Genomic DNA, 11,632 nt, shown 5'->3' with positions numbered 1-11,632 from the left:
TGAGCCGCCGCAGACCCGAGGAGAGTTCGGCCGCCGCGATCCCGCCCGCCTCGCGGATCAGCGCGGCCATCGTGTCCTCGGGCGGCGCGGCCAGCGCGGCGGAGAGCCACTCCCCCTCCCGCCGCATCAGCCCGGCGAGGTAGGGCGAGCAGCCCGCGGTCCCCTCGACGAGCGGGCGCAGCTCGGGCGGAAGGTCGTGCAGGTGCTCCCAAGCCTCCGCCCCCCGCTCGGGAGCGAAGGGGATCGGGTGGCGCGTGGCGCGGGCGGCGAAGCTCATGGCCCGGCGCCGCTTCCCGTCCGTCCGGCACTCCTCATTGCTCACCTCGCCGTCTTGTCTCTCCCGCCGATCCTTGCAAGTGTCGTCGCCCGGGAACAAGGGGCGAAGACGATGTCGAAGAGCGTGAAGCGGGTGGCGCGGGTGCTGGAGGAGGCGGGGCTCGAGGCCGGCATCGTCGAGATGCCGGACAGCACGCGCACCGCCGCCGAGGCCGCCGCCGCCGTCGGCTGCACCCTAGACCAGATCGCGAAGTCGATCATCTTCCGCGCCGAGGAGCACGGCACCGCCGTCCTCTTCATCACCGCCGGCGGCAACCGCGTCGATGCGGGAAAGGCGAGCGCGCTGGCGGGCGAGGCGCTGGGCAAGGCGGACGCCGACCTCATCCGCGCGCAGACCGGTTTCGTCATCGGGGGCGTCGCGCCCGTCGGACACCTCTCGCCGATCCGCGCCTGGTTCGACCCGCGGCTCCTCGACTTCGAGGTGATCTGGGCGGCGGCTGGCACGCCGCGCCACGTCTTCCCGATCGCGCCCGGGGACCTCCTGCGCCTTTCGGGGGCGGAACGCGCCGACTTCACCGGGTGAGCGGGGACGGAATTGCCGGCAATTCCGTCCCGGAAAAGCCGGCTTTTCCGGCGCCCCGGATGACCCGCAGCACGGACCTCGCCGCGCGGAGCCCCGGGCTCTCGCCGCCGCGCCCGAGCCGCAGCATCGTGGCCGCCATCGCGTCGAGCTGCGCCCCACGCGCCGCATCGTCGCCCAGCAGCGCGAGGAGCGCCGCGGCGATCGGCGCCGGACGGCACGCGGGCCCGAGAAACTCCGGGACCGCGCGCGTGTCCGAGACGAGGTTCACCAGCGTCACCGTGTCGACCCGCAGCATCGCGCCGATGATCTTCCGGCTGAGCCAGCTCATGTCGTAGGCGATCACCATGGGCGTCGCGGCGGCGGCGAGCTCGAGGCTGACCGTGCCGGAGGCCGCGAGCGCCACGTCGGCGGCGGCGAAGGCCGCGCGCTTCTCGGCGAGGAACGCCTCCGCGGCCTGTCCGCGCGGGTCGAGCACCACGGGCTGCACCGGCCAGCGCGCGAGTTTCTCGGGCAGGCTCCCCGCGACGTTCGCGGTCGTCGGCAGGACGAGGCGCGTCTCCGGCCGCTCGGCCAGAACCGCGCGCAACGCCTCGCCGAAGACGGGCGCGAGGCGGTCCACCTCCGAGCGGCGCGAGCCCGGCAGGACGAGCACCAGCGGCGCCTCCGCCGCGATGCCATGCCGCGCGCGGAAGGCCGCGGCCTCGGCCTCGCTCGCCACGGGCTCGGTCGTCACGGGATGACCCACGAAGTCGCAGCTCATCCCCTCGGCCTCCATGTAGGGCGGCTCGAAGGGCAGGAGCGCGAGGACATGATCGATCGAGCGCGCCATCTTGCGCGCGCGCTTGGGCCGCCACGCCCAGACGGTCGGCGCGACGTAGTGGATCGTGCGCACCTGACGCGCCCGCGCCTTCACCTTCGCCGCGACCCTGAGCGAGAATTCCGGACTGTCGATGGTGATCAGCGCGTCGGGCTTGAGGCGCACCACCTCCTCCGCCGTCTGCGCGACCCGTGCGAGCAGGCTCCGGAGGCGCGGCAGGATCTCGGTCAGCCCCATGACCGACAGCTCCTCCATCGGGAAGAGCGAGGTCAGCCCCTCGGCCTCCATCAGCGGGCCGCCGATGCCGTGGAGCTCGATCTCCTCGCCCGAGACCTCGCGGAGGCCCCGGATCAGGGCGGCGCCCAGCCGGTCGCCCGAGGCCTCGCCCGCGACGAGGAAGAGCCTCAGCATCACGGGGCGGCCCGGAGCGAAAGACCGGTCCCGGCGCAGGCGGAAAGCACCGCCTCCCGGTCGAGGAGGAGGACGGCGCCCGCCGCGATCTCGATGCCCGAAAGCCCCGCCGCCGCCGCCGCGTGCACGGTGTCCGGCCCGATGGCCGGCATGTCGAGGCGGAGGTCCTGCCCCGGCTTCGGCCGCTTCACGAGCACCCCGCCGCTGCCCTTCGCGGTCTGGCCGACGAAGCGGAGCATGGCGTCCGTGCCCTGCAGCGTCTCGATGCCCAGCACCTGGCCGCGCCCCGCGACGGCCGCCTGCCCCACGTCGAGCGGCCCGAGCGCATCGAGGACGGCGCGGGCGCGCGCCACGTCCGCCTCGGGCAGGGTGTCGCCCGCGAGCCATCCGGCCTCGGCCACGAGGTCGGGGCGCAGCTCGCGAGCGCCCAGGACCGCGAAGCCCCGCTCCTCGAAGAGCGCGGCCACATCGCGCAGGAGCGCGTCGTCGCCGCGCGCCATCGCCGCCATCAGCCGGGGCATCAGCGCCTTCGTCACATCGTCGAGCGCCGTCGGGTCGAGCGCGGGCCGCGTCATGGCGCCCGCGAAAGCGACGCGCGAGACGCCCGCCGCGGCGAGGTCGTCGAAGAGCCGGCCGAGCCGCTCGAACCGCGCGGGGATGCGGCCCGCGCCCTCGACCGAGACGGGAACGCCCTCGAAGGCCACGACGCACGCCTCGACGCCCTCGAGCAGCAACTCCGGCAGCACGCCCGTCCCGGCGACGATGGCGAGGTCGGTCATCGCCTCAGCCCGGCGTGAGATAGGACCGGTCGGTGTCGCCGAGAACGAACGCGACGATCTCGCGCACGTAAGGCGACTGCCCCTCGTCGCTGTCGCCGAGGCGGCGGGCGCGGTCCTGGAAGGCGCCTTCCCCCTGCGCGAGCGCCTGGTAGGCGGCGCGGAGCGCGGTGATGTCGGCGCGGTCGACGCCCCGCCGCTTGAGCCCCACGAGGTTCAGCCCGTCGAGCCCGCCGCGCGGCCCCTGCACGAGACCGTAGGGGATCACGTCGTTCGTCACCATCGTGACCGCGCCGATGATCGCGCCGCGCCCGATGCGCACCCACTGGTGCACGCCCGAGAGGCCGCCGACGATCACGTCGTCGTCGATCACGCAATGCCCCGCGATCGAGGCGTTGTTGACGAGGGTCACGCGGTTGCCGATCTGGACGTCGTGGGCCACATGCGCGCCCGCCATGAACAGCCCGTCGTCGCCGACGCGCGTGACCCCGCCGCCGCCCGCGGTGCCGGTGTTCATCGTCACGCCCTCGCGGATGCGGTTGCGCGCGCCGACGACCAGGCGGGTCTTCTCGCCGGCGTATTTCAGGTCCTGCGGGATGTCGCCGATGTTGGCGAAGGGGAAAATCGTGGTCTCCTCGCCGATCTCGGTCCAGCCGGTGACGACGGCGTGCGACTTCAGCACCACGCCGCGCGCCAGCGTCACGTCCGCGCCCACGACGCAGAAGGGCCCGACGCGGCAATCGGGGCCGATGGTGGCGCCCGCCTCGATCACCGCCGAGGGATGGATCTCTGCCGTGGCGTCGATGCTCATTCCGCGCCCCCGGCCGGGGCTTCGGCGGGCATGTCCATCATCGCGGTGAACTGGCACTCGGCGGCGAGCTCGCCCTCGACGGTGGCGCGCGCGTCGAACTTCCAGACCTTTCCGCCCGGCTTGCCGCGCGTGACGGTGATGGCGAGCTCCAGCACGTCGCCGGGCACCACCTTGCGGCGGAACTTCGCCCCGTCGATGCCCATGAAATAGACGAGGAGATCGCGGTCGGCGTAGTTCGAGGAGATGCCCACCATCACCGCCGCCGTCTGCGCCATGGCCTCGACGATGGTGACGCCCGGCATGATCGGCACACCGGGGAAATGCCCCTGGAAGTGCGGCTCGTTGCAGGTGACGTTCTTGACGCCCACCGCAGAGGTGAAGGGGACGATGTCGCGCACCTTGTCGATCATCAGGAAGGGGTAGCGGTGCGGCAGGAGCCGCTGGATCATCTGGATGTCGGCGCTGGTGGGCGTGGTCGCGGCGTCAGGGCTCATTCGGGCGCTCTCTCTCGTTCTCGGCCGCCGGTTCCGCTCGGGGCGCGCGCGCGAGCGCCCGGGGTCCGGGGCTCTGGACCTTGGGCGGGCTTACCAACAAGCCGCGCAGGCGGCAAGGCGGGGCGGGTCAGTCCTGGGGCGGGTCCGTCGCGTCGGGGGGCGTCTCGCCATCCTCGGGCGCGTCGAATTCCACGTCGATGATCGGCTCCTCGCCGCCCGCCCCGAGGCTCGCGTCGATTGCGTCGATGGCCTCCTCGGTGATGTCGACGCGCTCGGCGGACAAAAGGACCGCGCGACTGTCCATGAGCACGGCGGCGCCGCGCTCGCGCACGATGCCGAGGAGGATGGGCGCCGCGCGCTCGAAGAACTGGACCTGCGCGGCCTCGGCCTGCTCCGTCAGGTCGCGCGCCTTGGCCTCCTGGGCGGCGCGGATCGCCTCCACGCGGGTGTCGAATTCGTCGGCGAGGGCGCGGAACTCCTCGGCTGGCAGCGTGTCGCGCATTCCGGTGAGGTCAAGCTCCTCGGCGGTGAGCTGCGCCTCGATCCGCCGGTTCTCCGCCGAGAGCGCGCCCGAGGCCGCCTCGAGCTCGCTCTGGATGCGCTGGCCGTAGAGGCTCTGCGCGATCAGCCGCTCCTGGTTGATGACGAGGATGCCCGCGCCGGACGGCTCCGCCTGCTGGGCCGTGGCATGGCCCGCCGCGAGGCAGGCCATGGCGATGACGAGAAGGGCACCGAGGCGCCTGCCGAACGCTGCCGCGAGGCGCCGCATGGCCGGATCAGAAGCGCGTTTCGACGGTGAAATCGAAGTCGCGCGTCCGGTCGTAGGGCAGCGTCTCGAGCGCACGGCTGAAGTTGAACCGGAGCGGTCCGAGCGCGGTGTCCCAGAAGATCGAGAAACCGACGGCCGAGCGCCAGTGCAGGCTGTCGTCGACCGTGCCGGTGGCGCCGGCCGTGTTGTCGAGGCCCCAGACCGAGCCGACGTCGTAGAAGACGCCGCCCGAGATGCCGTATTCCTCGGGCAGGCCGAGCGGGAAGGCCGCCTCGAAGCGCGCCACGGCGAAGTAGTTGCCGCCGAGCGCGTCGTTGTTCGCAGCCCCGGTGTCCCGCGGCCCGAGGCCGTAGGTGTCGAAGCCGCGCATCTGCCGGGAATTGAGGAAGAAGCGGTCGTTGTAATGGCTGGGCCCGTCCAGCGACTCGATCGCGCCGCCCTCGAAGCTGGCGCGCAGCGTGACCTCCTCGCGCATGACCTGCCGCTCGGCGATGGCGAGCGCGCGGGCGCGGATGAACTCCGCATCCCCGCCGAGGCCCGCGTAGTCCGTCGCGAACTCGAAGAGCACGCCCGCGTTCGGGTTGAGGCCCGTGGTCCGGTTGTCGAACGAATAGCGCAGGCCGATCGCGGATGTCAGGCGCGTCCCTGCGTCAGCCGTGATGATCGGCGAGGAATTCGCGGCATTCGCCCCGAAATTGATCTCGCGCTGGTCGATGCTGTAGCTCAGGCCGATGCGGCCGTTCTCGCTCGCCGGGAAGCTGAACGTGGTGCTGAAGCCCATGTCCTCGGTGTCGAAGGACCGGTCCTGCGCCTGCGTCTGCTCGTAATAGGCGTTGAAGCCGAGGCCCACGTCGCGGGCGAGGAAGTTCGGCTCGTTGAAGGCGAAGGTGAAGCTCTGCCCGCCCTCGACCGTGCTTACGCCGAAGCGCAGGCTCTGCCCGCGCCCGAGGAAGTTCTGCTCGGAGAAGTTGATCGCGATGCCCGCGCCGCTGTCGGTCGAATAGTTGAGCGAGAAGCCGAGGGAGCCGGTCGGCTGCTCCTCCACGTTCACATCGACGACGACCTGGTCCTCGGACGAGCCCTGCCGCCCCTCGACCTGCACGTCCGAGAAGAAGCCGGTCGCGCGGATGCGCTCGGCCGCCTGGCGGATGGCGCGCGGGTCGAAGGGATCGCCCTCGACGGTGTCGAACTGACGCCGGATGACGCGGTCGAGCGTCGTGGCGTTGCCCTCGATGTCGATGCGCTCGACGAAGACACGCTCGCCACGGGTTATGACGAACTCCACGTCGAGCGTGAGGTCGGCGCTGTTGCGCGTGATGCGCGGCTCGATCCGGACGAAGCGGAGCCCCTGGTCGGTGGCGAGGTTCTCCATCCGGCTGATGGCGTTGTCCACGAGGCGCGGGCTGTAGGTGACGCCGTCGCGGATGCGCAGCGTCGCGGCATACTGGTCGGCGTCGACCTCCGGGATCTCGGAGACGACGGTGATGTCGCCGAAGCGGAAGCTCTGCCCCTCGCGGACGTTGAAGGTCACGAAATAGGCGTCGCGGGCGCGGGACAGTTCCGGCGTGACCGAAAGCACCTCGAAATCGACATAGCCGCGGTCGAGGTAGAAGTCGGTCAGGAGCTGCCGGTCGAGCGCGATCCGGTCCTCGATGAACGTGTCCGAGCGGATCAGCACCGAGAAGAGCCCGGCCTGCGTGCTCTCGAGCACGCGGCGGAGGCGCCGGTCGGAATAATCGCGGTTGCCGACGAAGGCGATGCGCTGGGTCTCGACGACGCGGCCCTCGGTCACTTCGAACACGAGGTCGACGCGGTTGTCGTCGCGACGGATGATGACCGGGTTCACCGTGGCCGTCAGTCGACCCGAGAGCCGGTAGGCCTCGGCGATGGCGGCGGCGTCCTGCTCGGCGGTGGCGGGCGAGTAGACGCGGCGCGGCTGCGACTGGAGGACTGCGAAGAGATCGTCGTCGCCGATGCGCCGGTTGCCCTCGATCGAGATGCGGTTGATCGAGGGATACTCGACCACCTGGATGACCAGCGTGCTGCCGCGCGGGATGATCTGGACGCTTTCGAAAAGGCCCGAATCCTGAAGGTTCTGGAGCGCGTCGTTCACCTGCCCCGCCGAGACGCCCGCACCGGGCTGGATGCCGGTATAGGCGATCACCGACTCGTCGCTGATGCGCTGGTTGCCCTCGACCACGAAGCTGGTGAAGCGGAAGGCCTGAGCCTCCGCCGGCGCGGCGGGGAGCGCGATGACGAGGGTGGCGATGGCGGTGCCGGACAGGATGGCCGCGCCGGGCAGCGGAGCGGCGACCGGGGAGGCGAGAACGGCGGCCAGGACCGCTGGCGTGATGCGCTTATGCCGAAGCATCGAATCCAACCCCTTGGTATTCCTGCAGACGAAACCTGCCTATCGGAGGCATCTGGGGTTGTCAAAACGATGATGCACAGGATGTGGGCAGACCGGCCGGATTCCTCGCGGCTGTGTCCGATGCGTTACGACGAAGGAAAAAACGAAACCGCGGAAGCCTTTCCCGGCATTCCGCGGCGTGTGGCGACACTCGGGGCCGGCAGCGCGCCCCGGGTCAGTGGAGGTGCCGGATCACTGCAACAGCGTGACCGCCCAGCCCCCGAGCGTGAGCGCGGCGACGATCAGGATGGGGACCAGGAACCGGTCCATGTTGAGTTCCACGAAGGTGGAGATCTCGCGGTAGCCTTCTTCGAGGAACTTCATCACGCGCTCCTGCCGTTGCCGGACCCGATCTTGGCCCATACCTCGTCTTCACCCGAGAATCGCCCGAGATTGTGGCGGCTTTGGGACCGGTGGCGGGCATTTTCCGGGAGCCCGCCGCGATCCGCGAAGGCGCTCAGGGGCAGAAGATGTCGTTGGTCAGCGCGAACAGCATGAGCGACAGGAGCAGCGTCAGCCCGACCGTCATGAAGACCCGGAGCGCGCGGTCGGACGGCGGCTTGCCCGACACCGCCTCGTAGGCGTGGAACAGCAGGTGCCCGCCGTCGAGGACCGGGATCGGGAAGAGGTTCAGCAGCCCCACCGCCGTCGACAGGATCGCGATGAACCAGATGAAGTCGTCGATCCCCTGGCTCGCCGCGGCCCCGCTCGTCTCGGCGATGCCGATGGGGCCCTGGAGGTTGCACGACGAGATCGCGCCCGTGATCATGTGCCAGAGGCCCGAGAGCGACGAGGTGATGACGAAGCCCGTCTGCTCCACCCCGGACCAGATCGCGGCGCCCGGACCCACGCGCACGGTCTCGGGCTCGAAGATCAGCCCGCCCGTGATGCCGATCAGCCAGCGCGTCTCGAACCCGCCCTCGGGCAGCGGCAGGTCCGTGCGCCGGGGGCTGAGCGTGATCTCGAGCGTCTCGCCCGCCCGCCAGACGCTGAGCGCCAGCGGCGCGCCGCCGCTCGCGTCGACGGTGGCGCGGAGCTGCGAGAAGGCATGGATCGGCTCGCCGTTCACGGCGCGGATCACGTCGCCCTCCTCGAGACCCGCGGCGATGGCCGCCGATTGCGGCGCCACGGACTGCACGATGGGCAGCAGCGGGAAGGACGCCTCGACCTCGGCCGCGGCGCCGTCGCGCTCGATGCCGTAGGTGACGGTCGGAGAGGGCTCGATCTCGCGCGCCACGGCGAAGACGTCCGAGAGCGTGGCGATCGGCCGCCCCTCGATCGAGGTGATGAGATCGCCCGCCTCGAGCGTCGACATGTCCGCGGGCAGCGCCGCGGGCGCGCCGACGACGGGTGCCTCGGCCGGGCGGCCCGCGATCATCAGGACGCCCGCGAAGATCAGGATCGACAGGATGAAGTTGAAGACCGGACCCGCCGCGACCGTGGCCGAGCGCGCCCAGAGCGGCGCGCCGTGCATGGAACGCCGCCGCTCCTCCACGTCGAGCGCGTCGATGGCCGCGCCGTCCTTGCCGCTGGCCGCGTCGGCGTCGCCGAGGAACTTCACGTAGCCGCCGAAGGGCAGTGCCGCGATCTGCCAGCGCGTGCCGTGCCGGTCGGTGCGCGAGAACAGCACCGGGCCGAAGCCGACCGAGAAGACCTCGGCATGGATGCCCGACCAGCGGCCGACGATGTAGTGACCGTATTCATGGATCGCCACGATGATCGAGAGCGCCACCACGAAGGCAAGCAAGGTGAAGGCGATACCGCCGAAGTCGGGGATGAATTCCATGTGTCAGGCCGTCTCCCGTGTCTCGATGGCCGCCCAGGCACGCTCCCGTGCCATTTGGTCCACCGCGAGGACCTCCTCAAGGTCCGATGGCGGATCACTCAGGCGAAAATCGGACGACATCGCGTCAAGGACGCGATCCACGACGCCCGCCATGTCCATGAAACCGATCCGTCCGCCGAGGAACCCGTCGAGCGCCGTCTCCTTGGCCGCGTTGAAGATGCAGCCGGCGCGTCCGCCCGTCTCCATCACGGCGCGCGCGATGCCGAGGGCGGGATAGCGGCGCGGGTCGGGTGCGTAGAATTCCAGCGTCGCGATCTGCGCGAGGTCGATGCGCGCCACCGGCAGGTCGCGCCGCTCGGGCCAGTGCAGCGCATAGCCGATGGCATGGCGCATGTCGGGCGCGCCGAGATGCGCCATCAGCGCCCCGTCGCGGAAGCCGACGAGCGCGTGGACGATGGATTGCGGGTGGATCACCGCCTCGATCCGGTCGGAGGGGACGCCGAAGAACTCCTTCGTTTCAATGAGTTCCATGGCCTTGTTGAACATGGACGCGCTGTCGATGGTGATGCGCTGGCCCATGTCCCAGTTCGGATGCGCCCCAGCGTCGGCGACGGTCGCCATCGGCAACGCCTCGAGCGGCCAGTCGCGCAGGCCCCCGCCCGAGGCGGTCACGATGATCTTCTCGACCGCCCCGATCTCCTCGCCCGCGAGGGCCTGGAAGATCGCGGAATGCTCGGAATCGACCGGCAGGATGGTGGCCGCGTGGCGCCGCGCCTCGGCCAGCAGCAGCGGCCCCGCCGTCACCAGGCTCTCCTTGTTGGCGAGCGCGAGCGTGCTGCCGTGGCGGAGCGCGCGGAACCCGGGCGCCAGACCCGCCGCGCCGACGATGGCCGACATGATCCAGTCGGCCGGGCGGTCGGCGGCCTCGACCAGCGCCTGCGCGCCGGCGGCCGCCTCGATCCCCGTCCCGGCGAGCGCCGTGCGCAGATCCTCCAGCCTGTCCTCGTAGGCCGTGACCGCGATCTCCGCCCCGAGACGGCGCGCATCCTCCGCCAGTTGCGCGACGTTGCCCCCGCCCGTCAGCGCGACGACACGGTATCCGCCGGGCGCGCGCGCGATCAGATCGAGCGTGTTCTGCCCGATGGACCCCGTCGCGCCGAAGACGCTGATGCTGCGCATGTGCTCCTCCTCAGGCCGCGACGGAAGGGAACTCCGTCAGGCTCTCGACGACCAGAAGCAACAGCGACGCACCGAGCATCCCGTCGAACCGGTCCCAGAGGCCGCCGTGCCCCGGCAGGAGGGCGGAACTGTCCTTGACGCCCGCGCGCCGCTTGACCGCCGATTCCGCGATGTCGCCCATCTGGCTGGCCATGCTGAGCGCGACGGAGATGCCGATGAGCTCGGCGCCCGTCCCGGTCCGCGCCATGAAGGCCCAGCCGACGAGGCCCGCCGCGACCCATCCCGCGACCGTGCCCGACCATGTCTTCTTGGGGCTGACGCGGGGCCAGAACTTCGGCCCGCCGATGAGGCGCCCCGCGAAGTAGCCCGCCACGTCCGTGACCATCACGACGAGGACGAGCCAGAACATCCACGTCACCCCGAAGGCGTCGCGGTGCGTCACGAGGCCGAAGCTCGCCAGCATGATGAGGCCGGTGATGACGAGAAAGAGCGTGCGGTTGCGTTCCAGCAGCGCGAGGCCCGCCATCCCCGGCAGGAACAGGAGCGGAAGGCCGAGGCCCACGGGCAGGAGCTTGGCCGCGAGGAGAAACGCGCCGCCCGCGACGCCGAGGCCGACGCCCACCCCCTGCCCCGCCCCGAGCATCCGCGCCAGTTCCCAGACGAGGACGCCCACGATCAGGCAGACGAGCAGCGTGAACCACGGGTATCCCGCCCAGACCGCCGCGAGGCCCACGACGGCCACCGCGATCCCCGTGAGGAGCCGCGTGGCCAGATCGGAGAAGCTGCCTCGCGAGAGCGCCACGGCGCTCAGACCGGCACCGCGCCGAACCGCCGCTCGCGCTTGCCGAAGCGGGCGAGGATGCGCGCGAATTCCTCCGGCGTGAAGTCCGGCCAGAGCGTGTCGACGAACTCGTACTCGGCATAGGCCGACTGCCAGAGCAGGAAGTTCGAGATGCGCGCCTCGCCGCTGGTGCGGATCACGAGGTCGGGGTCGGGCAGCACGTAGGTGTCGAGGTAGCGCGGGAACGTCTCGTCGCTGATCGCGCGCGGGTCGAGCTTGCCGGCGGCGACGTCATGGGCGAGGCGCCGCGCGGCGCGCGCCACCTCGTCGCGGCCGCCGTAGTTCAGCGCGATGGTGAGATTCGTGCCCGTGTTGGTGGACGTGGTCAGCTCGAGCCCGTCCATCAGGTCGACGAGCGCGGGCTCCAGCCGGACGCGATCGCCGATGAAGCGCACGCGCACGTTCTCCGCGAAGAGCGACGCGGCCTCGCGCCGGATGTAGCGCTTGAAGAGCTTCATGAGCCCCGCAACCTCGGTCTG

The 11,632-nt window shown here is 71.0% G+C and carries 13 protein-coding genes; 1 reads left to right on the top strand and 12 read right to left on the bottom strand.

Features of this window, described 5'->3' with window-relative positions; translation table 11 throughout:
- A partial coding sequence (locus ACTS11_RS20635) for a hypothetical protein (protein ID WP_442642160.1) occupies nt 1-277 on the bottom strand: 277 nt, incomplete at its 3' end.
- Between the two features lie 111 nt (nt 278-388).
- On the opposite strand from ACTS11_RS20635, the gene ACTS11_RS20630 reads away from it, so the two are divergent.
- A complete protein-coding gene (locus ACTS11_RS20630; RefSeq protein ID WP_442642159.1) occupies nt 389-859 on the top strand; it encodes a YbaK/EbsC family protein in 471 nt (156 codons plus the stop codon).
- Here the strand turns inward: ACTS11_RS20630 and lpxB are convergent.
- The 11 genes from lpxB to uppS form a co-directional block, all read right to left on the bottom strand.
- Nucleotides 849-2,084 carry a lipid-A-disaccharide synthase gene (lpxB, locus tag ACTS11_RS20625; protein ID WP_442642161.1) on the bottom strand — a complete coding sequence of 412 codons (1,236 nt, stop codon included), beginning with the start codon at nt 2,082-2,084 and terminating at the stop codon, nt 849-851. The genes ACTS11_RS20630 and lpxB overlap by 11 nt on opposite strands.
- Before the next feature lie 2 nt (nt 2,085-2,086).
- Entirely contained in the window at nt 2,087-2,866 is a 780-nt protein-coding gene (locus ACTS11_RS20620; protein WP_442642158.1) for an LpxI family protein, read from the bottom strand.
- Nucleotides 2,867-2,870: 4 nt separating this feature from the next.
- Nucleotides 2,871-3,674 (bottom strand): acyl-ACP--UDP-N-acetylglucosamine O-acyltransferase, encoded by an 804-nt coding sequence (lpxA, locus tag ACTS11_RS20615; protein WP_442642157.1) that lies wholly within the window; start codon nt 3,672-3,674, stop codon nt 2,871-2,873.
- Complete coding sequence (gene fabZ, locus ACTS11_RS20610; RefSeq protein ID WP_442642156.1) at nt 3,671-4,168, bottom strand: 3-hydroxyacyl-ACP dehydratase FabZ; 498 nt, start codon at nt 4,166-4,168, stop codon at nt 3,671-3,673. Before fabZ ends, lpxA begins: the two co-directional genes overlap by 4 nt.
- Before the next feature lie 127 nt (nt 4,169-4,295).
- Nucleotides 4,296-4,937: an OmpH family outer membrane protein gene (locus ACTS11_RS20605; protein ID WP_442642155.1), complete on the bottom strand. Its 642-nt coding sequence runs from the start codon at nt 4,935-4,937 to the stop codon at nt 4,296-4,298.
- A 7-nt stretch (nt 4,938-4,944) separates the two neighbouring features.
- On the bottom strand, nt 4,945-7,308 hold the full coding sequence (bamA, locus tag ACTS11_RS20600) for an outer membrane protein assembly factor BamA (RefSeq protein ID WP_442642154.1): 2,364 nt from the start codon (nt 7,306-7,308) through the stop codon (nt 4,945-4,947).
- Nucleotides 7,309-7,539: 231 nt separating this feature from the next.
- Nucleotides 7,540-7,671, bottom strand: a complete 132-nt coding sequence (locus tag ACTS11_RS20595; protein ID WP_442642153.1) for a hypothetical protein — start codon at nt 7,669-7,671, stop codon at nt 7,540-7,542.
- Between the two features lie 133 nt (nt 7,672-7,804).
- Nucleotides 7,805-9,133 (bottom strand): RIP metalloprotease RseP, encoded by a 1,329-nt coding sequence (gene rseP, locus ACTS11_RS20590; RefSeq protein ID WP_442642152.1) that lies wholly within the window; start codon nt 9,131-9,133, stop codon nt 7,805-7,807.
- 3 nt (nt 9,134-9,136) lie between these two features.
- Nucleotides 9,137-10,312 carry a 1-deoxy-D-xylulose-5-phosphate reductoisomerase gene (gene dxr / locus ACTS11_RS20585; RefSeq protein ID WP_442642151.1) on the bottom strand — a complete coding sequence of 392 codons (1,176 nt, stop codon included), beginning with the start codon at nt 10,310-10,312 and terminating at the stop codon, nt 9,137-9,139.
- Between the two features lie 10 nt (nt 10,313-10,322).
- Nucleotides 10,323-11,114 (bottom strand): phosphatidate cytidylyltransferase, encoded by a 792-nt coding sequence (locus tag ACTS11_RS20580; RefSeq protein ID WP_442642150.1) that lies wholly within the window; start codon nt 11,112-11,114, stop codon nt 10,323-10,325.
- 5 nt (nt 11,115-11,119) lie between these two features.
- A partial coding sequence (gene uppS, locus ACTS11_RS20575) for a polyprenyl diphosphate synthase (RefSeq protein ID WP_442642149.1) occupies nt 11,120-11,632 on the bottom strand: 513 nt, incomplete at its 5' end.

The sequence above is a fragment of the Roseicyclus sp. genome (genome assembly GCF_052168335.1).
Taxonomy (GTDB): Bacteria; Pseudomonadota; Alphaproteobacteria; order Rhodobacterales; family Rhodobacteraceae; genus Roseibacterium.
This window is presented reverse-complemented; position numbering and strand designations above follow the sequence as displayed.

Excerpts from the sequence above, each read along its gene's own strand:
- ACTS11_RS20630 (WP_442642159.1), top strand. The coding sequence starts at position 389 with ATGTCGAAGAGCGTGAAGCGGGTGGCGCGGGTGCTGGAGGAGGCGGGG.
- ACTS11_RS20620 (WP_442642158.1), bottom strand. The coding sequence starts at position 2,866 with ATGACCGACCTCGCCATCGTCGCCGGGACGGGCGTGCTGCCGGAGTTG.
- lpxA (WP_442642157.1), bottom strand. The coding sequence starts at position 3,674 with ATGAGCATCGACGCCACGGCAGAGATCCATCCCTCGGCGGTGATCGAG.
- fabZ (WP_442642156.1), bottom strand. The coding sequence starts at position 4,168 with ATGAGCCCTGACGCCGCGACCACGCCCACCAGCGCCGACATCCAGATG.
- ACTS11_RS20605 (WP_442642155.1), bottom strand. The coding sequence starts at position 4,937 with ATGCGGCGCCTCGCGGCAGCGTTCGGCAGGCGCCTCGGTGCCCTTCTC.
- bamA (WP_442642154.1), bottom strand. The coding sequence starts at position 7,308 with ATGCTTCGGCATAAGCGCATCACGCCAGCGGTCCTGGCCGCCGTTCTC.
- ACTS11_RS20595 (WP_442642153.1), bottom strand. The coding sequence starts at position 7,671 with ATGAAGTTCCTCGAAGAAGGCTACCGCGAGATCTCCACCTTCGTGGAA.
- rseP (WP_442642152.1), bottom strand. The coding sequence starts at position 9,133 with ATGGAATTCATCCCCGACTTCGGCGGTATCGCCTTCACCTTGCTTGCC.
- dxr (WP_442642151.1), bottom strand. The coding sequence starts at position 10,312 with ATGCGCAGCATCAGCGTCTTCGGCGCGACGGGGTCCATCGGGCAGAAC.